This is a genomic window from Serratia sp. H402Y (assembly GCF_051172415.1).
Lineage (GTDB): Bacteria > Pseudomonadota > Gammaproteobacteria > Enterobacterales > Enterobacteriaceae > Serratia > Serratia ureilytica.
In genome coordinates, this window is sequence record NZ_JBPIYZ010000001.1 from 2,768,399 (window position 1) to 2,790,314 (window position 21,916).

Below are 21,916 nucleotides of genomic sequence, written 5' to 3' on the forward strand. Positions count from 1 at the left end.
CACAACGCGGCCCTGTTGCAACTATAGTGCAAATCGGGCCGCCCTGCGTTCAACTCCCCAGCGGGTAAAAACGTTCGCCCTGCTGCGCCATGCGCTGCAGGCGCTCGCACGGCGCGAAGTGCTCGCCGTGCTGCTGACGCAGGTAGTCCAGCGTCTTCACCACTTTCTCGGCGCCGAGTTCATCCATATAACGGAACGGGCCGCCAAGGAACGGCGGGAAACCGATGCCGAATACCGCACCGATGTCGCCGTCGCGCGCGCTGCGGATCACGCCTTCATCCAGGCAGCGCGCCGCTTCGTTCAGCATCATCATCACGCAGCGCTGGGCAATGGTCGCCGGCAGCATGTGCGCCTTCGGCGTGACGCCGAGCAACGTATACAATGAGGTATCCGCGCGCTTACGCCGCTGACGCTGCTGCCCCTCGCTCGGGTAAAGATAGAAGCCGCGGCCGTTCTTGCGCCCTTTGCGCCCGTCCTTCAGCACCGCATCGAACGCGGCAGGCGCGGCGAAGCGCGGCCCCAGCGCCTCAACCAGCACCGGAATGATCTTGGTGCCGACGTCGATGCCCACTTCGTCCAACAGGGTGATGGGGCCGACCGGGAAGCCGAAGTCCACCAGCGCTTTGTCCAGCGATTCAATGGGCTCGCCTTCCAGCAGGCAGCGCGCCGCTTCGTTGATGTACGGCGCCAGGATGCGGTTGACATAAAAACCGGCGCTGTCGCCCACCACGATGGCGGTCTTGCCCTGCTTGTGCGCCAGCGCCACGGTGGTGGCGATGGTTTGTTCGCTGGTGCCAGCGTGCGGGATCACTTCCACCAACGGCATTTTGTCCACCGGGCTGAAGTAGTGCAGACCGATCACCTGCTGCGGCCGCTGGGCCTGTTCGGCGATTTGACCGATAGGCAGCGAGGAAGTATTGGAGGCGAACACGGTATGCGGTGCACAGTTCGCTTCGACCTCGGCCACCATCTTCTGCTTCAGCGCCAGATCCTCAAACACCGCCTCGACCACGATATCCACCTGCTCGAAGCCGGTGTAATCGGTAGAGCCGGAGATCAACATCATCTGCTTTTGCCGTTCCGCCGGGCGCATGCGCTTGCTGCGCACCCGCTTGCCGAGCACGTCCCAACTGTATTTCAGCGCATGATTGATGCCGGTTTCATTGATATCTTTGATGCGAACCGGCAAACCGCCGCGCGTGGCGGTGACGCAGGCGATGCCGCCACCCATCAGGCCGCCGCCGAGAATGCCTACGCGATGCAAGGCGCGCGGCTGAGCATCGCCGCCCCGCTCTTTTTTCAGCGCGGTGGAAGCGAAGAACAGGCTGCGCAACGCCGCCGATTGCGGCGTCATCGCCAGTTCGCCAAAGGCGCGCGCTTCGGCTTCATAGCCGCTGGCGCTGCCGTGATCCAGCCCGGTGCGCACCACCTGAATGATGCGCTCCGCCGCCGGGTAGTTGCCGTGCGTTTTCGCCAACGTTTTCTTGCGCACGATGCTGAACAGCAGATTTCTGCCCAGCGGGCCGTTGAGCAGGCGATCCTGCCACGGCAGCTCGCGCTGATGCTTCCAGCCCTGTTTCACCCGCTCGATGGCGGTCTGCAGCAAAATCGATTGCGGCACGGCGTCGTCCACCAGCCCCATGCGCAGCGCCTGGCGGGCGCGAATGTGCTTGCCGGTCAGGATCATGTCCAGCGCCTTGGCGGCGCCTATCAGGCGCGGCAGGCGCTGAGTGCCACCGGAGCCCGGCAGCAGGCCCAGCTGCACTTCCGGCAGACCGAGCGCGGTTTTGTCATCCAGCGAACAGACGCGGCCGTGGCAGGCCAGCGCCAATTCCAGCCCGCCGCCCAGGCAGGCGCCGTGGATGGCCGCCACCACCGGTACCGGGAAGGCGGCGATCTGCGCCAGCGTGCTCTGCCCTTTCTTGGCCAGCGTTTCCGCCTCTTTGGCGCTGGTGCAGGCGGCGATCATGGTGATATCAGCGCCGGCGATAAACGAGTCCGGCTTGCCGGAAACGATCACCAGCCCTTCCAGCGCAGTATGCTGCTGCGCGCGGATCAGCACGTCGTTAACCTGTTCGACGAACTCGGCCTTGAGCGTATTGACCTTGTCGCCCGGCACGTCGATGGTGATCACCCCGATGTTGTCGGGGCGGATCGTCAGTTGAAAGGCCGACGGTTTGGCGCGCTGCTCGTGCAATGCGTTTTCGACGCTCATCATTCCACCTCCACGATCATCGCGGCCCCTAACCCGCCGGCGGCGCAGGCGGTGGTCAGGCCCAGCCCGCCGCCGCGGCGTTTCAGCTCACGCAGCGTCTGGGTAATCATGCGCGCGCCGGTGGCGGCGAACGGGTGACCATAGGCGATAGAACCGCCCAATACGTTGAATTTGTCCATGTCCACTTCGCCGATTGCCTGGCTGCGGCCAAGCTTCTCGCGGGCGAACGCTTCGCTGGCGAACATCTTCAGGTTGGCCAGCGTTTGCGCGGCGAAGGCTTCATGCATGTCGATGAGCGTCAGATCGGCCAGGCCGATGCCGGCGCGATCCAGCGCCAGCGGCGTGGCGTAGGAGGGCCCCAGCAGCATGTCTTCCCACACGTCGATGGCGGCAAAGGCGAAACTTCGCAGATAGCCGAGCGGCTGCAGCCCCAGCGCTTTGGCGCGCGATTCGCTCATCATCAGCACCGCCGCCGCGCCGTCGGTCAACGGCGTGCTGTTGGCCGCAGTGACGCTGCCGTGTTTGCGATCGAACGCCGGTTTCAGCTTGGCGTAGGAAGCCAGGCTGGAGTCTTTGCGGATATTGTTGTCTTCAGAAAGCTGAGCGCGGTAAGGCGGCACGTAGGCGGTCATGACCTCGTCGCGCAGCCACCCCTCCCGCCAGGCCTTGGCCGCCAGCTCGTGGGAACGATGCGCCAGCGCATCTTGCGCTTCACGGGTGATGCCGTGGCTTTTCGCCATCTGTTCGGCGGTATCGCCCATGCGCAGGCCGGTGGAATACTCCGCCACCGCCGGCGGCACCGGCATCAGATCGCGGAATTTCAGCCGGCTGAACAATTTGAGGCGCTGCGACAGCGTGCGCGCCTTGTTGACGTCCACCAACGTGCGCGCCAGCGCCTTGCTGACGCCGATCGGCAAGACGGAAGAAGAGTCGGCCCCGCCGGCGATGCCGACGCTGATGCTGCCGGCCATGATGCTCTCCGCCACGTTGGCGATCGCCTGGAAACTGGTGGCGCAGGCGCGCGACACGCTGTAGGCGTCGGTATGAACGCTCATGCCGGTGCCAAGCACGATCTCACGCGCGATGTTCGGCGCCTCGGGCATTTGCACCACCTGGCCGAACACCAGTTGTTCGATCAGTTGCGGCTCGATACCGCTGCGCGCCAACAGCTCGCTCACCGCCGTTTTCCCTAAATCCACCGCCGGAATGCCGTGATAGGCGGTCGCCTGTTTGGCAAAGGGGGTACGCAGTCCATTCACAATCGCAATGCGGTCACCATGACGGGTCACCAACGGCAGTGCCTTACTCATAAATGCTCCTGAAGAAAATAACGTCAGCGCAATGGGCAGAAAGAGGTCTGACCTGATGAGGTCATTGTTAACCAAACGGTTACATTTGGCAAACCGGCAGAGATCAAAACTGCGAGCAGGCGCACTTTCTATCGGGAACGAGGCAGGGAAGGAAATCCCCGGCGCGCAGCAGGCGGCGCCGGGGGTAAAGCGGGGATTAACGCAGGCCGAGCTGGAAGATCAGGGTTTCCGCCTGGCAGGCGAAGGTAAAATCGGCTTCCAATTGTACGCCGCCGTCAACCGGTTTAATGCTACTGCTGATGTCACAGGGATCGGATTCGACCGCGCGAGCCTTTTCGCTCAGGGCCGCCAGCATCGCCTCCGCATCTTGTTGATTGCTGAACACCTGGCTGTAGGATGCGGTGCAATCGGTGTTATCCATCACGGTGCCGACATCCACGCAGCAACACGCGGCGGTTTCCTGGGCGCTGCATTTATTAATTGCATCTGACATGATTGGTTCTCCTCAAGGGCCTCTGTTATCAGCCCAAATTGCCGTTTTATTCACCGGCGCAAAGCCACAAAATTCTGTGGGTATTTTACGCTCCCAAGCCGGCAATCACTAGCACTTACTTTTACTGGGTGTTTTAAGTGATGGAAATCACAAATAAAAATGAGCGCCTGCTAAGAAATGGTAAGAATTTTGTTATTTACCACTGTCTTTTTGTTAAGCAGATCTCTTTTTTGATATCAGAGTGGAAATATTTCAAAAACAAACTTGCAACATTTTCACAGGTCAGACCTATACTTCAGCCACTGGTCTGATTTGTCTGAACGATAACGGACCCTACAATCCCGCGCTCCTTGTTACTTCGTGTAACAATAGTTTAAATAATAAACACATAATGAGGTTTTGGTCATGAGCCAGAAAAACCTATTGACTAAATCAGCTCTCGCAGCTGCAGTGGCAATTATTTCTTCAAACGTGTCTGCCGCAGGATTCCAGCTGAATGAGTTCTCATCAGCTGGTTTAGGACGTTCGTATTCTGGCGAAGGCGCCATGGCGGATACGGCGGCCTCCGCAAGCCGCAACCCGGCGTTGCTGATGATGTATACCCGCCCGGAACTCTCTTTCGGTGCAGTCTTCATCGATCCGGACGTCGATATCAGTGGCCAATCCCCTTCCGGTGCCAGTCTGGATGCGAAAAACATCGCGCCGACCGCTTGGGTGCCGAACCTGCATTATGTTCACCCGATTAACGATCAATTCGCCGTAGGCGGCTCGGTCACCAGCAACTTCGGTTTGGCGACCGAATACAACAACGGTTATGCGGCGGGCTCCATGGGCGGCAAAACCGATCTGGAAACCCTGAACCTGAACCTGAGCGGCGCTTATCGCCTGAACAAAAACTTCAGCTTCGGTCTGGGTTTTGACGCCGTCTACGCCAAGGCTAAACTCGAGCGTTACGCCGGCGATCTGCCAAAATTGATCGCCGGTTCAGGCAAATTGCCGCCACAGTTGGCCGGCCCGGTTTCGCAGATCCCGGCAGATACCCAAATTTCTCACCTGAAAGGCGACGAATGGGGCTTCGGCTGGAACGCCGGTATTCTCTACGAAGTGGATGAAAACAACCGTTACGGCTTCACCTATCGCTCTGAAGTCAAAATCGACTTCGACGGCGATTACAAGAGCAGCCTGCCTTCTGCATTCAACCCGCTGCTGGCCTCTCAAGGCCTGCCATGGGGCACCAACGGCACCACTATCCCGGGTTCTCTGAGCCTGCACCTGCCTGAAATGTGGGAGCTGTCCGGTTACAACAAAGTGGCGCCGCAGTGGGCCGTTCACTACAGCCTGGCCTACACCAGCTGGAGCCAGTTCCAGGAGCTGAAAGCCACCGGCAACAACGGCCAGACGCTGTTCCAGAAGCATGAAGGCTTCAAAGACGCTTACCGCATCGCGCTGGGCACCACCTACTTCTACGACGATAACTGGACCTTCCGTACCGGTATCGCCTTCGATGACAGCCCGGTGCCTGCCCAAAACCGTTCGATCTCCATTCCCGATCAGGACCGTTTCTGGCTGAGTGCCGGTACTACCTATGCGTTCAACAAAGACGCCTCGGTTGACGTCGGCGTGTCCTACATGCACGGCCAGAAAGTCACCATCAACGAAGGTCCTTACACCTTCACCTCCGAAGGCAAGGCCTGGCTGTACGGCGCCAACTTCAACTACCGCTTCTAATCTCGCTTGAGATGGATGCCAAAGCGCCCCGCGGGGCGCTTTTTCTTTGCCTGTCGCTCGCCGCGGGCGTAAAAAAACCCGCCAGACGGCGGGTTTTCATGGGCATAAGGCCGGCGGTTACTGCGAGTCGATCTCGTCCAGATCGCCCTGAATCGCCTTGGCGTTCGGGTTCTCTTCCGGCTTGAGCGAACCGCCGTTGGCGATGAAGTCGTGGCGCTGGAAGTAAGCTTCGCGCACCATGACATAAGGATCGGAGGAGTTGCGCAGCAGGCCGTCGGAATCCAGCAGTTGAGCGCGAGTTTCGATACCCTCGACCACCCATTTGCCCGCCGACATCCAGAAAGTCAGGTAGCTCAGCATCGGATACAGCGTATCCGCAAAGTCGCCGCCGTCTTCACGCAGGGTAAAGCTGCCGTAGCCCGGCAGCATCACGTACGGACCGTAGCCCACATCGTAATGCCCCAACGTGCTGCCGAAACGGTTCGGCTCTTCGCGCGCCAGTTTCGGGTTGGCCATGCCGGCCACGTCGATCAGGCCGCCCATCCCGAGCAGGGTGTTCAGGAAGAAACGGTTGAAGTGGATCATCCCGCGGTAAGGATCCCCCTTCAGGAAGGCGTTGACCATGCTGGCCGGCTCTTCCAGGTTGGAGGTGAAGTTGCTGATGCCGTTACGCGCCGGCATCGGCACGTAGTCACGCCAGGCCACCGCGACCGGACGCAGGATATAAGGATCCAGGACGTTGTAGTTGAAGTCGAACATCGTCCGGTTAAATCCTTCCAGAGGATCGGAACGCCCTTGCGGCTCATTGTCTGGCGCGCTGGCACAGCCCACCAGTAATGCCGCTGCGAATGCCACCCCAGTCAGGCGAAAGTTCATATTTTTCTCCATAAAAACACGTTCGGTCTTATTTTTCAGGGACCTGCTTGTTTATCTGAACGCTAACCTGCTCTTTGCCGCTGAATGTCTGCAGCGAGCTTTCGCCGAACCAGTCCCCCGGCTGCGGCGTGGCCAATCCGTCCTGTGAGAGGCGCACACGCACCTGCACCTGATGCTGTGCCGAGAGTAGACGCTCGGGCATCATGGCGTTGCTGTCGTCCAGAGAGAAAGACAGCGGAAAACGGCTCAGCGGCAATTGTTTTACCGCGACCGGCACCGGGCTGACGCCGTCGGTCACCGAGATAACCAGCGTCCCCTGCGGCGGCATGGCTTTCGCCGCCTGCGGTGACAGTGAAACAGTCACATTCAGTTTAACAGTTTCTCCGCCGGCCTGGGCTTTTGCTTGTGCAATACTGCGCTTTATCACTTCCGCGCGCGGATCGTTGGCCGGCAGCAGCTGCAGCATCACTTGCCAGGCGCCGATCGCCTGTTTGAAATCGCCCTGTTCGAAAGCGTTGAACGCCAACAGGCTGAGCACCCGCGGATCGCTGTGATTTTCCGCGATCATGCGCCGCAACAGCTGCGTCGCCTGCTTGTTATCCTCCGGATCGTTGGATCGCGTCAAGACCTCGGCATAGCCGAGCCGCACTTCCAGACTATTCGGATCCAATTGATAGGCATGAGCAAATGCCTGCGTGGCGGTGGTGGCGTTGTTCAACGCCATGCCGACGCGCCCCAGCATCATCCAGTCATTGATATTGCGATCGTCCTGCTGCAGCTCGGTGCGCAGCCCCAGCCCGAGGCGAGCGATCTCTTCCATGCTCAGCGGTTTGGCGCGCTCATTGGCGACACGCTCACGCAATTCCGGCATTTGCGCCTGCACCAGACGCCAATCCAGCACCTGCGCCAACCCGCCGGTTTTCAGATAAAAGCCAACGGTCACCGCCAGCAATAACAGCACGCCCGGCACTAACGCCCAACGGTTGATCGGTTTCGCCTGCTCTGCCTGTTCGACGGGGATGTCGTTCAACAGGTTCTGTTGCAGCTCTTTAACCAGCTCCGGGCGCTCGGCCACCACGCCCTGCTGCTCGTCCTGCTCCAGTTCGCTGAGGCGATCCTGATAGAACGCCTTGTTCAGCGCATCGCGCGTAGCGGCGCTCTGCTTGCCGTGGCGCATCGCCGGCACCACCAGCAACGCGGCGGCGCCGGCCAGCAACACGCAAATAATCAGCCAAAAAGCCATTAGGGTTTCTTCCTGTCAGTCTCTTGCAACAACGCCGCCAGGCGCTGCCGTTCCCGTTCGGAGAATTCATCGTCCACCGCCGCATCGGGCCGGCGACGGGTGCGCAGGATCACCACCGCCCCGCCTATCAGCACGAACAGCAGCGGGCCGATCCACAAGATCAGCGTCGCCGGCGTTACCGGCGGTTCGTAGGTGACGAAATTGCCATAACGCGCCACCATGTAGTCGATGATCTGCTGCTTGCTTTGCCCCTGCATCATCAGCTCGTACACCTTGGTGCGCATGTCTGCGGCGATAATGGCGTTGGAATCGGCAATGCTGTTGTTCTGGCATTTCGGGCAGCGCAGCTGTTCGGTCAACTCGCGATACTGTTGCTCCTGCTCGACGGAGTTGAAGCGATAGGTATCGATCGCCGCAGCGGCACTCCAACTCAGCAATGCGGCGAACAGCAGGGCAATCAGCCTCATGCCTCACCCCCGTACTTTCTATACAGCGGCAGCACTTCCTGCTGCCAGACGCGCTCGTTCATGTCGCCGGCATGGCGATAGCGAATGATCCCCTGTCCGTCGATAAGGAAGGTCTCAGGCGCGCCGTACACCCCAAGATCCAACCCCAGCATGCCGTCGCCGTCGTACAGGCTGAGCGCATAGGGATTGCCGAGGGAATTAAGCCAGGTCACCGCCTTGGCGCGATCGTCTTTATAGTTCAAGCCGACCACCCGCACGCCGCGCGCCGCCAGCGTATTGAGATACTGGTGCTCCGCGCGGCAGGTCGGACACCAGGTGGCCCAGACGTTGAGCAATATCGGCTTGCCGTCGCGCAGCACCGCCTGATCGTAGGTTTTGCCCGGCTGATCCAACGATTCCAGCCTGAAGGTCGGCACCGGTTTGCCGATCAGCGCCGACTCCAGCATGGTCGGATCTTCGCCGCCGGCGTTGCGTGTCAGTTGCACCATCAGGGCCGCCACCAGCAGCAGGAAGAGCACCAACGGGATAAACAGCAGCTTACGCTTCATGATTGCGCCTCCAGCTTGCCTTCACGCTTGAGCTTTTTGCTCATGCGATAACGCGGGTCGAGAATGCACAGCAGGCCGCCGAGCGCCATAAAGACGCCGCCGAACCAGATCCAGCGCACGAAGGGTTTGTAATACAGACGCACCGCCCAGGATCCGTCTTCCAGCTCCTCGCCCAGCGCTGCGTACAGATCGCGGCTGAACCCGCCGTCGATCGCCGCCTCGGTCATCATGCTGCGCGCCACGCTGTAGTAGCGTTTCTCCGCGTGCAGCGTCGCCTCCGGCTTGCCGTTGCGCGTGACGTCGATGATGCCGACGCCGCCGCTGTAGTTCGGGCCGCGAATGTCGTGCACGTCGCGGAACACGAAGTGATAGTTGTGGATATCCACGCTGTCGCCGGCCTTCATCCGCACGTCGCGCTCCACGCTGTAGTTCTGGCTGAAGGCGATGCCGATCACCGTCACCGCCACGCCGAGGTGGCCGAGCACCATGCCCCAGTGGCTACGGGACAGCTGCCGCAGGCCGCGCCAGAAACCGTGACGATGGGTGGCGCGCTCATGCAGCTCCATCAGCGTCAGGATGATCACCCACAGCGCCATAATCAGGCCCACCACCGTCATGCCGGCGATGCTGTCCTGCAACAGCCACGGCAGCAGAATCGACAGCACCAGCGTCACCAGCAGCGCCACGCCGAGGCGGCGCCACAGCTTGCCCGGCTCATCGCGGCGCCAGCGCACCAGCGGCCCGATGCCCAACAGCAGCGCCAGCGGCGCCATCAGCCAGGTGAACATGGTGTTGAAGAACGGCTCGCCGATCGAAATGCTGCCCAGCCCCAACTGTTTGTGCACCAGCGGCAGCAGCGTGCCCAACAGCACCACCAACATGGCGGCGATCAGCAGCACGTTGTTGCCCAGCAGGAAGGTCTCGCGCGAGAAGGTCTCGTGCTGCACCCGGCTGCGCACCTGGCCGCCCTTGACCGCGTACAGCAGCAGCGAACCGCCGATGACGATCACCAGATAGGCGAGAATAAACATGCCGCGCGCCGGATCGGAGGCGAAGGAGTGCACCGAGACCAGCACGCCGGAGCGCACCAGGAAGGTGCCCAGCAGGCACAGCGAGAAAGCGGTGATCGCCAGCAACACCGTCCAGGCTTTGAACGTGCCGCGTTTCTCGGTCACCGCCAGCGAATGCATCAGCGCGGTGCCGGCCAGCCACGGCATAAAGGAAGCGTTCTCCACCGGATCCCAGAACCACCAGCCGCCCCAGCCCAGCTCATAGTAGGCCCAGGCCGATCCGAGCACGATGCCCAGCGTGAGGAACACCCAGGCGGCGGTGGTCCACGGGCGCGACCAGCGCGCCCAGGCGGTGTCGAGCCGGCCGGCCATCAGCGAGGCGATGGCGAACGCGAAGGCGACCGAGAAGCCGACATAGCCCATGTACAGCAGCGGCGGGTGGAAGATCAGGCCGATATCCTGCAGCAGCGGGTTGAGATCGCTGCCGTCGATCGGGAAGTTAGGCAACGTGCGGGTGAACGGATTGGAGGTCATGATGATGAACAGCAGGAAGCCGGCGGTGATCATGCCCATCACCGACAACACCCGCGCCACCGCGTCCTGTGGCATCGCCCGGCTGCACAACGCCACCGCCAGCGACCAGCAGCTCAGCAGCAGCACCCACAGCAGCAGCGAACCTTCGTGCGCCCCCCAGGTGGCGGCGATGCGGTAATACACCGGCAGTTGGGTATTGGAGTTGGTGGCCACGTAGGCGACGGTAAAGTCATTGACCACGAAGGCATGCACCAGGCACAGGAACGCCAGCGCAATCGCGGCGAACATGCCGTAGGTCAGCGGGCGGGCCACCGCCATCATGCGGCTGTCCTGCCGCGCCGCGCCCCACTGCGGGTAAATGCTCAGCAGCAGCGCGATCGCCAGCGCCAGGCACAGCAGAAAACTGCCCAGTTCCGGCATCATGACTTGGCGCCCTCCGCCTGCGGCGCGTTATACGCTTCCGCCGGCCCTTTGTGATTCTCTTTCATCGCGTCGGCCACTTCCGGCGGGGTGTATTTCTCGTCGTGCTTGGCCAGCACTTCGCGCGCGTTGACCACGTTGCCCTCGCCCAGCACGCCCTGCGCCACCACGCCCTGCCCTTCGCGGAACAGGTCCGGCAGAATGCCGGTGTAGGTCACGCCGATCGCGCCGCGCGCATCGTAAATCTTGAAGCTGACCTGCAGCGTATTGGGATCGCGTTTCACCGAGCCGGGCATCACCATGCCGCCGATGCGCAGCCGCTGGCCGACCTCGGGCTTCTCATGGTTTTCGCCCTTACCCTGCAGGATTTCACCCGGGGTGTAGAACAGATCGATGTTGGAGCGCAGCGCGTACAGCATCAGGGTTGCGGTCAGCGCGATGCCGATCAGCACAACGATCGCCAGATAAAGGCGGCTTTTACGACGTGGATTCACAATGATTTCTCCCGCGGTGCGGCGGATTTTTGTTTTGATTGTTGCGCATGGCGAATGCGCCGCTCGCGCGCCTGACGGCGGCCGATCTCGGCGAGCAATAGCCGTCGCTGCCAGACGGTGTGCGCCACCAGCCCCAACAGCGAAATCAGCGTGACGGCGACCGCCAGCCAGACATAGAAGGCATAACCGCCCATGGCGAAAAACGCCGGCCAGGAATCGAACGCGGCATTCATGACTGACGCTCCTTATTCACCAGCCCGGCAACCCACGGGCGCTGGCGCTCCTGGAACAGGATAAGATTGCGCAGGCGCATCAGCGTCAGCGTGATGAACAACAGCAGATAGCCGAGGATCGCCCAGCGCAGCGGGGTGCGCATGCTTGGCGCGATGGATTGCTGCATGTTGGTCGAGCCCTGATGCAGCGTATTCCACCATTCGACGGAGAAATGGATGATCGGAATGTTCACCACGCCCACCAGCACCAGAATGCCGGCGGCCCGGCCCGCCAGGCGACGGTCTTCAAAAGCGTTATACAGCGCGATGACACCCATATAGAGGAACAGCAGCACCAGCTCGGAGGTCAGCCGCGCGTCCCATACCCACCAGGTGCCCCACATCGGCTTACCCCAGGCGGAACCGGTCACCAGCGCGATAAAGGTGAACACCGCGCCGATCGGCGCCATCGCCGCCACCACGGTATCGGACATTTTCATCTGCCACACCAGGCCGATAAACGCCGCCACCGCCATCGAGGCGTAGATGCCCATCGACCACATGGCCGCCGGCACATGAATATAAATGATGCGGAAGCTGTCGCCCTGCTGATAATCCTTCGGCGCGAAGCCAAAGCCCCATGCCCAGCCGAGCAGCAGGCAGGCCGCCGCCGCCAGCCCCAGCCAGGGGATAAAGCGGCCGCAGACGTGATACAGCCGTTCGGGCCGCGCCAGTTGATGTAACCATTTCCACATTGTCGTCAGTGCTCACGGTAATTTTTATGCGTCGGCCGCTCCGAGCGTTCGAAACGGCGAAAATCTTCTGCGGGGTACGCTCTTGTCGGCCTTGCCCCGTCTGTTCATTCAATACGTTAGCTAGTGCACGCTCACTCGCAGCGCCGCCGCGGTGGCAAACGGCGCCAATGTCACGCTGCCCGCCAGCATCGCGCCGAGTATCGCCAGATAACCGTCGATCGGCATGCCCATCGAGGCGGCGTCGATCGCGCCGGTGGCGAAGATCAGCACCGGGATATACAGCGGCAGCACCAGCAGGCTGAGCAGCACGCCCCCTTTGCGCAGGCCGACGGTCAGCCCCACGCCGATAGCGCCGATCAGACTCAGCGTCGGCGTGCCGAGCAGCAGCGTACCCGCCACCGCCAGCCAGGTTTGCATATCAAGCGACAGCAGCAGCGCCACCAGCGGCGACAGGATCAGCAGCGGCAATCCCGTCACAACCCAGTGAGCACACACTTTGCCCAGCACCGTCATCGGCAGCGGCGTCGGCAGCAGCAACAGCTGCTCCAGCGAACCGTCGAGAAAGTCGTCGCGAAACAGCCGCTCCAGCGACAGCAGCGAAGCCAGCAGCGCCGCCACCCACACGATGCCCGGCGCAATGCGCGCCAGCAGCTGCGGTTCAGGGCCAATCCCCAGCGGGAACAGCGTGATCACAATCAGGAAAAACCACAGTGGGTTGACGATCTCCGACCCTTTACGGCAGGCGATCTTCAATTCGCGACGCACCAGAGTCAAAAACATCACAAACTCCCCGCGTCGTGTTCCGCCAAACGAATTTTGCCCACCGTTTGGCTGACGCCGGCCAAATCCTGATGCGTGGTCAACAATACCATGCCGCCCCGCTGCGCATGTTGTTCAAAAAGGCTAATCAACTCGGCCACGCCCTGTTTATCGATTGCCGTCAACGGTTCATCGAGGATCCACAGCGGCGCCGCGCTGAGCCACAATCGCGCCAGCGCCACCCGCCGCTGCTGCCCGGCCGAAAGCTGCGCCACCGGCAGATCTTCGTACCCCACCAACCCCACCTGCTCCAGCGCGCGCCAGATGGCCTGATGCTCGGCCGCGCCGCGCACCGCCTGATAAAACTGCAGATTTTCAAAGGGTGTCAATACGGCTTTGATGCCCGGTTGATGGCCGATAAACAGCAAATCTTGCTGATACGCCGCGCGATCGCGCAGCGTGTTGCGCCCGCGCCAACACACCTCACCGCCGTCCGGCCGCGCCAGACCGGCGAGGATGCGCAGCAAACTGGTCTTGCCCGCGCCGTTCGGCCCTTCTACCTGAATGATATCGCCCGGCTGAACTGAAAAGCTTAGCTCGCTAAACAGGATGCGCTCATCGCGCACGCAACTCAGACTTTTGGCTTCCAGCATCAGGGAACTCATATTTTTCTTTGGGATAGCGAATCATAGCATAAGCCTTTCCCCGCACGCAGCCTGCGGCGGGCGCGCCGAGGGGCCAATATGGCGAGCAGGATCAAGAATGCGTGGAAAAAATCGGCGGATTTTAACTCTTGTTACCTTTTTCTGTATTTCGCCGCATTTAGACCGGGCAACTACGCTTAATGACGTGAACTCACCCTTATTGAGCAGGAGCGACAGCATGAACGAACAGCCACGCCAGGAGCACGAGCCGGATGAGACAATGCAGGTAGAGAGCGAAGAGCAGGAACAGGGCAAACGCGAAATCGAAGTCAGGGAAGAAAATTTGCCTTCGCGCGCGGCGGCGGTGCATGAACAGATCCGGATGGAAGGCGAAAAAGAGCTGGAGCGCGACGGGCTGGCGCTGCTGTGGTCGGCGATCGCCGCCGGACTGTCGATGGGCGCCTCGCTGGCGGCGAAAGGCATTTTCCACGCCCGCTTGCCGGACGATCCCAGCCGCTTTTTCATTGAGAACCTCGGCTACACCTTCGGTTTTATCATTGTCATTATGGCGCGCCAGCAGCTGTTTACCGAAAACACCGTCACGGCGGTGTTGCCGATCATGCATAAACCCACGCCGCGCAACCTGCTTATCCTGCTGCGCCTGTGGGGCGTGGTGCTGCTCGGCAATCTGATCGGCACCGCGCTGGCGGCACTGGCGTTTACCCATATGCCGCTGTTCGACGCCGAAACGCGCCGCGCCTTCATCAGCCTGGGCGAAGAGGTGATGCGCCATACGCCGGGAGAAATGTTCGCCAACGGCATCCTGGCCGGCTGGATCATCGCCACCATGGTATGGATGTTCCCGGCCGCCGGCGCGGCGAAAATCTGGGTGATCGTGTTGATGACTTACCTGGTGGCGATTTGCGATTTGACGCATATCGTGGTCGGCTCGGTGGAGATCCTGTATCTGGTGTTCAACGGCGCGATGGGATGGCAAGCATTCGTTTATCCGTTCGCCCTGCCGACGCTGGCGGGCAACATCATCGGCGGCACCTTTATCTTTGCGCTGATAAGCCACGCACAAATCCGCAACGATTTGAGCGCCAAAAATAAGGCGGCGCGCCTGCAAGAGGAAAAACGGCGCCACGGCGGGGAAAAACCGTGATCGCCGTCGGTTAGCCGAGGAAATTTCGGCGCGAACTGGCGAGGTATTGAGCAAACGCGCCGCTAAGCGCTTATTCTGCGGGTAAAAAAAGGTATAATGCCCCGGCAGCTTCGGTTGCCGGTCCGCAGCGTCCCCGTAGTTAAACGGATATAACAAGCCCCTCCTAAGGGCTAGTTACTGGTTCGATTCCAGTCGGGGACGCCATTTTTCCTTATCGAGCCAATGCGCATCGACCGCCTGCGGCCCCTGCTTCAATCCCTTGCTCAGCCCTAATTTCATCCCTGCGGGTACAGGCACGCCATCCAGGTCATTCCTGCCAACGCGATTGGCTGATGTTCCCGATTATTGGCCATCGCATTTCCTGAAAACATGAACAGAATAAATGCCAGCATGAATTGAATGGCCCGTTTTCCTAAACCGGCGACGATGATTCGGCCAAAGGCAGACAGCCTTAAATACAGTAGCAGGAGTGCGCGGTGCCGTTTATTCATCGAATCGGGGAGATTTTCTCTATCCATGACGTCTCCTTTTCCATCACTACGTCACAGGAATAAGTATATCGACATTGATAACCTTACTGTTTGAACTTTCATCTCTATATAGCTCGATAAAGAAGCTTTCCCTCATTTTGACGTTGATGGCCGGCAAGTAAGCGTCATATATCCCCTCAAAAAAATTAACGTACTCAGGCAACTCGCCCATAAAGGGAATAACAATATATTTGCCCATAGGGATATAGAAGTTGAAGATGGAGTGAAAAACCGCCTGCTCCTTGCCGTTGGCATGGCATTTATTCCCCCTGCTTTTCTCTACATTATATGCCCCCCAATTTTTGCTTAGCCGTTTCTCATTAGTCTGCGCAATATCATTGGCATCTCTGTATTTCCTTATAGAATGGAAAATTAATGTTTTGTAATGCTTCAGCATCTCGATGTCATCCGGCATGACCGTATGATAGAAATAGGGTTTATTATCGTTGCCGTACGGGGGGATCTGCGTGGAAAAATCCCATCCCCGGCTGTTTCTAAAGCTGTTGGGCGTTTCGCCAAAGAAACGTTTGAATGCCCGGGTGTAGCATTGCTGAGAGGCAAACCCCGATGCCAAGGCGACATCCAATATGTTCCCTTGATGCTGTTTGAGCAAGACAGCCGATCGGCTCAGCTTTCTATTCCTGATATACGTCCCGAGCGTAATGCCAAAATAATGCTTAAACAACCGCTGTAAATGCCATTTAGAGTAACCCGAGATAATTGAAACCTTCTCAACCGAAAGCCCCTCCACAATATTCTTTTCCATATACTCCAATACTTGTAAAAGAATATCTCTTCTGTAATCCATGTGCGCTCCTTGCATTTATAAAAGTCGTATCCTTTTCATTAAAATCGTTAAGCGAAGAAATTAAGTCATTAAGATTAATCCTAAAAAATCACGCCCTCTTCTTTTTATTCTCACACCCTCCAAGAGGTCATTATATAAATAACTGAAAATGATCATGTTATATAAATCCACCCACAAAAAAATCGAAAAACAAAATTTAACGACACAAAGTGCATCTATTGAAGGAGCACTTGCGCCGCCAGTGAGAATCACACTTTCTGTTAAATTTTTTATCTTAAAGTGTTTTTTATCGCATCAATTGCATGGCCGAATAGGAATTTCATCATCAGAAATGAAATCGCATTTTATAGCCTTGATTGTTGATAACACTTATTGCAGCTAATGGGTAAAGCCTGAGCCGTGGCTAAGGAAGCTGAGAGGAATAAACGCAAAGCCTGAACATCAGGCTTAATAATCACATGTCGCAACAGTGAGTTTCTTTTTTATCTTTCCCTGCACAGAAAAAGCGGATGCATCAACAAATCATGTTAGAGGTCATATATTGCCTTCCCGTCCCGGGGGCATTGATGCTCCCGCACCGCGCCAGCCTCTCCGCCGTCAAGCGCCAAGCCGATACGCGCCATAGTTTGTTACCGTAACCGCCCGCTCCTCAAAAAAAAAGCCCAGCACGCAAAGCTGGGCTTTTCATCCAATGAGCGGATTAGTCCGTCAGGTTGTCGATCTCTGCCGCTCTGTGCTTACGCAACAGATACAGCAGCAAGGACACCCGTCGCTCGGTCCGTTCCGGGGTATCCGGCGGCAAGTTATAGCGCAAGGTGTAGCGCTCGTTGTTCTCGTTGCAAAAATCGATGACCAGTACGGGCGCAGACGCTCCCGCCACTTTTCGATAATTCAGCGAGATGCACGACAGGTTTTTGCCCATCTCAACTCACCGTGACGGTACGGCGGGTTGACTCGGCAATTCGCCCCACGCCGGCGCTCAACGCAGCGCCCAGCAGCAGTATCAGCAGTGAGCCCCACGCGGCGCGAGAGAGTTGCTTGGCCGCTTCATCAGCCGCTTCACGCGCTTTCTGCTCGGCCTCGGCCTTGAGTTTTTCCACCTTCTGCACCGCCTGCTGATAAGCCTGGGCGTAGTTATCGACGATTTGGCTCGCTTCATCACGGCTCTTGCCGGTGCGTGCCGCAACAATATTCACCAGCGCGTCCTTATCGGCGGCGCTCAACGTCGGCTCACCGGACTGCTTAACGCGCTCGAACCACTGCTTAAGCTCGGTGGCAGCCTGCGCCGGATCGGCCGCAGCATCCACGGCCGACTGTTTGCCGTCGGCGGCCGCCCGATTGGCTTTCTGCTCCAACCGAGCCGGATCCAGCTCCGGCTTACCGGTCTGCTTAAGCGTTGCGTTCAACTGGCTTTCCAGGTTTCCCCAGTCCAGGCTGATGCCATTTTTATCCAACTGTTGCTTCAGGCTGTCGCCCACGCTTGGCGCCGCCGCCGCCAGGCCGCTGCCCGCCAGCGAGAGCCCTTTGCCAACCGCGTTGCCAGCCAGCCCCACCACGCCGCTTGCCAGCGACACCATCAACCAGGTGGTCAGCAAGGTGGTGATCGCCCAGCTCAACAGGCCATGCAAGCCGCCGCGATTCGGCGCGGTGCGGCCGGCGACGAACGCGCCTGCGGCCAACGACGCCAGCGTTGAAACCAGCAGCCAGATCCCGGTGCTGGTGCCAAATCCGCTCAGCGGGTTGCCCTTTTGCATCATATCCACGGCCTGGGCGCCGATCGCCGTCCCCAGCACGCTGAATATCAGATAAGTCACCAGCGCCACGGCACTCCCGGCCAATATCGAGCCCCATGACACCTGAAACGCAAAGCGATTTGATTCATAGACAGTGGTCATCGTTGTTCCTTATATTTTCTGGACAAGTGATTGCACGCACGGCAGAAAACCGCGCAGACAAATTCAGTCTGCCGCGCGACATCATCGGCCGTCCCGGTTCATTTGCACCAGAACGCCTGGTGCATTCACACCCTGCGAATACGCACGTTATGCACTAAGCTGCTCAGCGAGTAGCGTAACCCGCGGCCCCTAGAGAGGCCGCTCCCCTTCTGTCTAGCGGAGAACACATGAGCCAATCCGTCTTGGCCAGCGAAACCAACCGCGGCCACCTGCAGCAAATCATCTCCGGCTTGTCCGACGGCGTGATCCTGACGGATACCGATCAAACCCTGCTATGGGCCAACGAGGCCGCGTTAGCCATGCATGGCGTGAGCCACCAGCAAGCCCTGGGGGCCAATGCCGGCGAGTACGCGGCGCGTTTTGCCCTGCGCTATCGCAACAACCATCCGCTGGCTTTGGAACAGTACCCTTTGAACCGGGTTGCCGATGGCGAGACCTTCACCGATGTGGTGGTGGAAGTTCGCCAGGTCGACGATCCGGACAGTTTCTGGGTGCACCGCCTGCGGAGCCTGATCGTCACCGATCCGCAGGGGCAGCCGGAGCTGCTGGCGCTGATCATGAGCGACGCGACGGAGTGGGCCAGCGCCGAACAGCGCTTTGAAAAAACCTTTAACGCCAATCCGGCGCCGGCGGTCATCTGTCGGCTCAGCGATCTGCGCTACGTCAAGGTCAATCAAGGGTTCCTTGATATGACCGGTTACCAACGTGAACAGGTCTTGGGGCGTTCGGTTTATGAACTGGACGTCCTGCAACAGGCCGAGCATAAAGAGCTGGCCGTGCAGCGCCTGGGGGAAGGCGCCACCATTCCGCAGATGGAGGCCGAGCTGAAACTGCCCGACGGAGGCAGCAAGCTGGTGGTGGTTGCCGGTCAACCGTTGGACATCAATGAAGACGACTGCATGCTGTTCACGTTTACCGATCTCGAACCCCGGCGCCAGGCTGAATCGGCGCTGCGAGAAAGTGAAGAGCGGTTCGCCAAATCTTTCCGCCTGAGCCCGGTGCCAACGCTGGTGTGCACCGCAGACGGGCGGCGCGTGCTGGATGTTAACGAAGCCTTCACCCGCGCTATCGAATACGACGCCGAAGCCTTGGTCGGCAAATCGGTCGACGAGATCCCGGTTTTTGACGATCCCGAGGCGGGCAGCCGTTTGTTTGCCGCCCTGGAAAAAACCGGCAATGTCGAAGGGATGGACATCCGGGTGCGCAAGAAAGGGAGCGAGTTAATCGACTGCGTGGCCTCGGCGGATGCCGTCAGCATCCATAATGCGCCCTGCTATCTGTTGGTGCTCATGGACATTACCGAACGCAAGCGCTCGGAGCTGGAGCTGGTGAACGCCATCGAGGAAGTGATGCAGGACGCCTCGTGGTTTAGCCAAACCCTGATCGAAAAACTGGCTAATGTGAAAAGCATCAATCGGTCCAACCAGGCCGGGTTTGCCGCCAGCGATCTCACCCCGCGCGAGCGCGATGTGCTGGGTTTGATCTGCGAGGGACTGCCGGACAAGAAAATTGCGGCGCGCCTCAATCTGGCGCTCAACACCATTCGCAATCATGTCGCGACGGTCTATTCCAAACTCGGCGTGCACAGCCGCAGCGAAGCCATCGTCTGGGCCAGAGAACGCGGGCTGTTTACCGGCGGACCGGCCTCGATGAATGGCAAGTAACCTGCAAATGCACTAGCCATACCGATGCAAACGCCCCTTATGAGCACCGAGTGAAGTGCATAACATGGCGGTGCAAATGCAGGCTTTCGCCCTGTGCGAACGCCAAACGGATCGAACCTAAGGAGCGCATCATAATGAACAGCGAAAAAGCCAATGGCATGATGGAAAAAGTGGCGGGCAAAGCGCAGGAAATCGCGGGCGACGTCAGCGGCAACGAACGTTGGCAGGCCGAAGGCGTCACGCGCCAGGCAGTGGGCGCGCTGCAAGAAAAATACGGCGACGCCCTGAGCTGCGCCGGCAGCATGATGAAGAAAAATCCCCTCGCCGCGTTGGCACTCGTTGCCGGCGCAGGTCTGTTGGCCGGCCTGCTGCTGCGTCGCCATTGATGGGCGCCGACCAGCAAACCGCTTTTCCCTGAATGCCGTGTCCGGTGGGCAGCCACCGGGCACGGTTCTCTGGCCAGGCGGGGGATTGCTGCCTCCCTCTCGTTGGCATCCGGGCTTAACGCGTGCTCTGCGTCGCCATGCGACGGATTATTATGGCGAAACCGTTATATCCCGGATGGAACATGAGCCTTTATCGTTCAGGCTGTCGCACACCGCCTTTACTCGCGGCTTAACGGCACCTCTTTTATTATATTCGTCCTATTGCTGATTATCATCGCCCTCTCAATCAACGCCCCCTGTGCCTGTTATTTCTGCTTGTTATGCCAGTAAGTTAATTTTCCCTCAACATAACGAAATTCCTCGGCATAAAAACCGAATATATCAATCAGGCTGGGTTTATCCTCCGTGCCATTAAATGTTAATATTGCCGGATTATGCGCACGGAGAAATAGCATGTTCCCCAGTAAAAAACATTCGCAGCGGGCGACCCCGCTGACCAGCTATCAATTTTCCAGGCTGCATACTTTCGAATGCGTCGCCCGTCATTTATCTTTTGCGCTGGCGGCACAAGAATTGTCGATCACCCCCAGCGCCGTGAGCCACCGCATTAATTTGCTCGAAAAGGAATTGGGGTTTCTGCTATTCCAACGCTTTCATCGCAGAATTACGCTGACGCCGGAGGGCGAGCGTATGCAATGGGCGCTGGACAGCTCCTTCAACACCTTGAATCAGGAAATCCTGGACATCAAAAATCGCGAGTTGACGGGGACCTTGACCCTCTACTCGCACCCGTCCCTGGTGCAATGTCTGCTGCTGCCGCGCATCGGCGATTTTATCGCCCAGCACCCCACCATTCACCTCAACATTCTGACCGGGCAGGAAATCATCAACCTGGCCAACCGCGGCGTGGATCTGGCGATGTACTTCGGCAAACTGCGCTCGGGGCGGCATCTGGAAGAAGCCTTTATGCAGGAATCGATGGTGCCGATCTGCACGCCACAGTACGCCGCCGCACACAATCTGTATGGTGCGCCGGAAAACCTGGCTCGCTGTACGCTGCTGCACGATCGCTACAACTCCGGCGAAGATGAGTGGCAAACCTGGTCACAACACTTTGCGCTGGGGCTGGATACCGACAGTAAAAGTATGGAGTTCGACCGTTCCGATCTCGCGGTGCTGGCCGCTACGCGGCACCTTGGCGTCGCCATGGGGCGGCTTAATCTGGTGCAGGACTGGATCAAAAGCGGCGAGCTGATCATTCCGTTCGCCGATATGACCGTGCCCTGCGAACACTGCTATTTTACCTCGACCATCTCCGAGCGGCAGTGGCCGAAGATCCTCGCGTTTAAGCAGTGGATAATGAAAATATCCCCTCTGGTCTGATGGCCAGAGGGTTATCGCCATACTTTGGGAGAATAAGAAAAATGCAACGCGCAGGCATAGAGCCGGCCGGCCTTTGAATAAGAGATATATTTGCGATTTTTATCCCAGGTCAGCAGGGAATTATTGGCAAAGTAATAAACCTCCAGCGGCATCCCGTTAGCCAATTTCGACCAACCTCGGCTTCTTATCACGGTAAAGTCACCGTTATCGCTGAGCGTAATCAACGGCACGCCCCAGGCATAGCGGGATATTTGCATCTGAATAATGAATTGGCTTGCGCAGCTTATTTGGTAATTCTGTACATCAACATCCATAAT

The 21,916-nt window shown here is 58.9% G+C and carries 23 protein-coding genes and 1 tRNA gene; 6 read left to right on the forward strand and 18 right to left on the reverse strand.

What is annotated here, in order from left to right; all coding sequences use genetic code 11:
• Window positions 1-49: 49 nt before the first annotated feature.
• The 3 genes from fadJ to ACSBQS_RS13375 all read right to left on the reverse strand — a co-directional run bounded on the left by fadJ (window position 50) and on the right by ACSBQS_RS13375 (window position 4,018).
• Entirely contained in the window at window positions 50-2,215 is a 2,166-nt protein-coding gene (fadJ, locus tag ACSBQS_RS13365; protein ID WP_047025283.1) for a fatty acid oxidation complex subunit alpha FadJ, read from the reverse strand.
• Entirely contained in the window at window positions 2,215-3,525 is a 1,311-nt protein-coding gene (gene fadI / locus ACSBQS_RS13370) for an acetyl-CoA C-acyltransferase FadI (protein ID WP_042785123.1), read from the reverse strand. Before fadI ends, fadJ begins: the two co-directional genes overlap by 1 nt.
• A 196-nt stretch (window positions 3,526-3,721) precedes the next feature.
• Complete coding sequence (locus ACSBQS_RS13375) at window positions 3,722-4,018, reverse strand: YfcZ/YiiS family protein (protein ID WP_072145088.1); 297 nt, start codon at window positions 4,016-4,018, stop codon at window positions 3,722-3,724.
• Between the two features lie 405 nt (window positions 4,019-4,423).
• Between ACSBQS_RS13375 and fadL the strand changes: the two genes are divergently transcribed.
• Window positions 4,424-5,746: a long-chain fatty acid transporter FadL gene (gene fadL / locus ACSBQS_RS13380; RefSeq protein WP_033651974.1), complete on the forward strand. Its 1,323-nt coding sequence runs from the start codon at window positions 4,424-4,426 to the stop codon at window positions 5,744-5,746.
• A gap of 117 nt (window positions 5,747-5,863) precedes the next feature.
• On the opposite strand, the gene mlaA is transcribed toward fadL, so the two are convergent.
• The 10 genes from mlaA to ccmA form a co-directional block, all read right to left on the reverse strand.
• Window positions 5,864-6,622, reverse strand: a complete 759-nt coding sequence (gene mlaA / locus ACSBQS_RS13385; protein ID WP_033643913.1) for a phospholipid-binding lipoprotein MlaA — start codon at window positions 6,620-6,622, stop codon at window positions 5,864-5,866.
• A 28-nt stretch (window positions 6,623-6,650) separates the two neighbouring features.
• The gene (ccmI, locus tag ACSBQS_RS13390; protein ID WP_033651975.1) at window positions 6,651-7,865 is read right to left on the reverse strand and encodes a c-type cytochrome biogenesis protein CcmI; all 1,215 of its coding nucleotides are present in this window, start codon (window positions 7,863-7,865) and stop codon (window positions 6,651-6,653) included.
• Window positions 7,865-8,332, reverse strand: a complete 468-nt coding sequence (locus tag ACSBQS_RS13395) for a cytochrome c-type biogenesis protein (protein ID WP_033643915.1) — start codon at window positions 8,330-8,332, stop codon at window positions 7,865-7,867. The genes ccmI and ACSBQS_RS13395 overlap by 1 nt, the downstream gene beginning before the upstream one ends.
• Window positions 8,329-8,880 carry a DsbE family thiol:disulfide interchange protein gene (locus ACSBQS_RS13400; RefSeq protein WP_033643916.1) on the reverse strand — a complete coding sequence of 184 codons (552 nt, stop codon included), beginning with the start codon at window positions 8,878-8,880 and terminating at the stop codon, window positions 8,329-8,331. The genes ACSBQS_RS13395 and ACSBQS_RS13400 overlap by 4 nt, the downstream gene beginning before the upstream one ends.
• Window positions 8,877-10,847, reverse strand: coding sequence for a heme lyase CcmF/NrfE family subunit (locus ACSBQS_RS13405; RefSeq protein ID WP_033643917.1), 1,971 nt, complete (start codon window positions 10,845-10,847; stop codon window positions 8,877-8,879). Before ACSBQS_RS13405 ends, ACSBQS_RS13400 begins: the two co-directional genes overlap by 4 nt.
• Complete coding sequence (gene ccmE, locus ACSBQS_RS13410) at window positions 10,844-11,338, reverse strand: cytochrome c maturation protein CcmE (protein WP_004936264.1); 495 nt, start codon at window positions 11,336-11,338, stop codon at window positions 10,844-10,846. Before ccmE ends, ACSBQS_RS13405 begins: the two co-directional genes overlap by 4 nt.
• Window positions 11,335-11,571: a heme exporter protein CcmD gene (gene ccmD, locus ACSBQS_RS13415; RefSeq protein ID WP_033651976.1), complete on the reverse strand. Its 237-nt coding sequence runs from the start codon at window positions 11,569-11,571 to the stop codon at window positions 11,335-11,337. Before ccmD ends, ccmE begins: the two co-directional genes overlap by 4 nt.
• On the reverse strand, window positions 11,568-12,305 hold the full coding sequence (locus tag ACSBQS_RS13420) for a heme ABC transporter permease (RefSeq protein WP_042785127.1): 738 nt from the start codon (window positions 12,303-12,305) through the stop codon (window positions 11,568-11,570). Before ACSBQS_RS13420 ends, ccmD begins: the two co-directional genes overlap by 4 nt.
• 120 nt (window positions 12,306-12,425) lie before the next feature.
• The gene (ccmB, locus tag ACSBQS_RS13425; protein WP_025303731.1) at window positions 12,426-13,085 is read right to left on the reverse strand and encodes a heme exporter protein CcmB; all 660 of its coding nucleotides are present in this window, start codon (window positions 13,083-13,085) and stop codon (window positions 12,426-12,428) included.
• Window positions 13,085-13,717 carry a cytochrome c biogenesis heme-transporting ATPase CcmA gene (ccmA, locus tag ACSBQS_RS13430; RefSeq protein ID WP_015378626.1) on the reverse strand — a complete coding sequence of 211 codons (633 nt, stop codon included), beginning with the start codon at window positions 13,715-13,717 and terminating at the stop codon, window positions 13,085-13,087. The genes ccmB and ccmA overlap by 1 nt, the downstream gene beginning before the upstream one ends.
• A gap of 229 nt (window positions 13,718-13,946) precedes the next feature.
• On the opposite strand from ccmA, the gene ACSBQS_RS13435 reads away from it, so the two are divergent.
• Both ACSBQS_RS13435 and ACSBQS_RS13440 read left to right on the forward strand, forming a co-directional pair.
• A complete protein-coding gene (locus tag ACSBQS_RS13435; protein WP_042785128.1) occupies window positions 13,947-14,873 on the forward strand; it encodes a formate/nitrite transporter family protein in 927 nt (308 codons plus the stop codon).
• Between the two features lie 129 nt (window positions 14,874-15,002).
• A tRNA-Arg gene (locus ACSBQS_RS13440) sits at window positions 15,003-15,077 on the forward strand.
• A 71-nt stretch (window positions 15,078-15,148) separates the two neighbouring features.
• On the opposite strand, the gene ACSBQS_RS13445 is transcribed toward ACSBQS_RS13440, so the two are convergent.
• From ACSBQS_RS13445 to ACSBQS_RS13460, 4 genes are all read right to left on the reverse strand, one after another.
• Window positions 15,149-15,391, reverse strand: a complete 243-nt coding sequence (locus ACSBQS_RS13445) for a hypothetical protein (RefSeq protein WP_172755988.1) — start codon at window positions 15,389-15,391, stop codon at window positions 15,149-15,151.
• 19 nt (window positions 15,392-15,410) lie between these two features.
• A complete protein-coding gene (locus ACSBQS_RS13450; RefSeq protein WP_047574208.1) occupies window positions 15,411-16,211 on the reverse strand; it encodes a helix-turn-helix domain-containing protein in 801 nt (266 codons plus the stop codon).
• A 700-nt stretch (window positions 16,212-16,911) separates the two neighbouring features.
• Complete coding sequence (locus ACSBQS_RS13455; protein WP_033643922.1) at window positions 16,912-17,133, reverse strand: hypothetical protein; 222 nt, start codon at window positions 17,131-17,133, stop codon at window positions 16,912-16,914.
• Between the two features lies 1 nt (window position 17,134).
• Window positions 17,135-18,106: a YrzE family protein gene (locus ACSBQS_RS13460; RefSeq protein ID WP_046687574.1), complete on the reverse strand. Its 972-nt coding sequence runs from the start codon at window positions 18,104-18,106 to the stop codon at window positions 17,135-17,137.
• A 227-nt stretch (window positions 18,107-18,333) separates the two neighbouring features.
• Between ACSBQS_RS13460 and ACSBQS_RS13465 the strand changes: the two genes are divergently transcribed.
• From ACSBQS_RS13465 to dsdC, 3 genes are all read left to right on the forward strand, one after another.
• Entirely contained in the window at window positions 18,334-19,830 is a 1,497-nt protein-coding gene (locus ACSBQS_RS13465; protein WP_033651982.1) for a PAS domain S-box protein, read from the forward strand.
• A gap of 134 nt (window positions 19,831-19,964) precedes the next feature.
• Window positions 19,965-20,216 (forward strand): CsbD family protein, encoded by a 252-nt coding sequence (locus ACSBQS_RS13470; RefSeq protein ID WP_342164031.1) that lies wholly within the window; start codon window positions 19,965-19,967, stop codon window positions 20,214-20,216.
• A gap of 453 nt (window positions 20,217-20,669) precedes the next feature.
• On the forward strand, window positions 20,670-21,599 hold the full coding sequence (gene dsdC, locus ACSBQS_RS13475; protein WP_273974284.1) for a DNA-binding transcriptional regulator DsdC: 930 nt from the start codon (window positions 20,670-20,672) through the stop codon (window positions 21,597-21,599).
• An 11-nt stretch (window positions 21,600-21,610) separates the two neighbouring features.
• On the opposite strand, the gene ACSBQS_RS13480 is transcribed toward dsdC, so the two are convergent.
• Complete coding sequence (locus tag ACSBQS_RS13480; protein WP_033643927.1) at window positions 21,611-21,913, reverse strand: hypothetical protein; 303 nt, start codon at window positions 21,911-21,913, stop codon at window positions 21,611-21,613.
• Between the last annotated feature and the right edge of the window lie 3 nt (window positions 21,914-21,916).

Bases quoted from the DNA above. Each gene is read 5' to 3' on its own strand.
- dsdC (WP_273974284.1), top strand. From the start codon at position 20,670: ATGTTCCCCAGTAAAAAACATTCGCAGCGGGCGACCCCGCTGACCAGC.
- ccmB (WP_025303731.1), bottom strand. From the start codon at position 13,085: ATGTTTTTGACTCTGGTGCGTCGCGAATTGAAGATCGCCTGCCGTAAA.
- ACSBQS_RS13405 (WP_033643917.1), bottom strand. From the start codon at position 10,847: ATGATGCCGGAACTGGGCAGTTTTCTGCTGTGCCTGGCGCTGGCGATC.
- ACSBQS_RS13395 (WP_033643915.1), bottom strand. From the start codon at position 8,332: ATGAGGCTGATTGCCCTGCTGTTCGCCGCATTGCTGAGTTGGAGTGCC.
- fadJ (WP_047025283.1), bottom strand. From the start codon at position 2,215: ATGAGCGTCGAAAACGCATTGCACGAGCAGCGCGCCAAACCGTCGGCC.
- ACSBQS_RS13455 (WP_033643922.1), bottom strand. From the start codon at position 17,133: ATGGGCAAAAACCTGTCGTGCATCTCGCTGAATTATCGAAAAGTGGCG.
- ACSBQS_RS13375 (WP_072145088.1), bottom strand. From the start codon at position 4,018: ATGTCAGATGCAATTAATAAATGCAGCGCCCAGGAAACCGCCGCGTGT.
- mlaA (WP_033643913.1), bottom strand. From the start codon at position 6,622: ATGAACTTTCGCCTGACTGGGGTGGCATTCGCAGCGGCATTACTGGTG.
- ACSBQS_RS13480 (WP_033643927.1), bottom strand. From the start codon at position 21,913: ATGGATGTTGATGTACAGAATTACCAAATAAGCTGCGCAAGCCAATTC.
- ccmD (WP_033651976.1), bottom strand. From the start codon at position 11,571: ATGAATGCCGCGTTCGATTCCTGGCCGGCGTTTTTCGCCATGGGCGGT.
- fadI (WP_042785123.1), bottom strand. From the start codon at position 3,525: ATGAGTAAGGCACTGCCGTTGGTGACCCGTCATGGTGACCGCATTGCG.
- ccmI (WP_033651975.1), bottom strand. From the start codon at position 7,865: ATGGCTTTTTGGCTGATTATTTGCGTGTTGCTGGCCGGCGCCGCCGCG.
- fadL (WP_033651974.1), top strand. From the start codon at position 4,424: ATGAGCCAGAAAAACCTATTGACTAAATCAGCTCTCGCAGCTGCAGTG.
- ACSBQS_RS13450 (WP_047574208.1), bottom strand. From the start codon at position 16,211: ATGGATTACAGAAGAGATATTCTTTTACAAGTATTGGAGTATATGGAA.
- ACSBQS_RS13400 (WP_033643916.1), bottom strand. From the start codon at position 8,880: ATGAAGCGTAAGCTGCTGTTTATCCCGTTGGTGCTCTTCCTGCTGCTG.
- ACSBQS_RS13435 (WP_042785128.1), top strand. From the start codon at position 13,947: ATGAACGAACAGCCACGCCAGGAGCACGAGCCGGATGAGACAATGCAG.
- ACSBQS_RS13460 (WP_046687574.1), bottom strand. From the start codon at position 18,106: ATGACCACTGTCTATGAATCAAATCGCTTTGCGTTTCAGGTGTCATGG.
- ccmA (WP_015378626.1), bottom strand. From the start codon at position 13,717: ATGCTGGAAGCCAAAAGTCTGAGTTGCGTGCGCGATGAGCGCATCCTG.
- ACSBQS_RS13470 (WP_342164031.1), top strand. From the start codon at position 19,965: ATGAACAGCGAAAAAGCCAATGGCATGATGGAAAAAGTGGCGGGCAAA.
- ACSBQS_RS13420 (WP_042785127.1), bottom strand. From the start codon at position 12,305: ATGTGGAAATGGTTACATCAACTGGCGCGGCCCGAACGGCTGTATCAC.
- ACSBQS_RS13445 (WP_172755988.1), bottom strand. From the start codon at position 15,391: ATGGATAGAGAAAATCTCCCCGATTCGATGAATAAACGGCACCGCGCA.
- ACSBQS_RS13465 (WP_033651982.1), top strand. From the start codon at position 18,334: ATGAGCCAATCCGTCTTGGCCAGCGAAACCAACCGCGGCCACCTGCAG.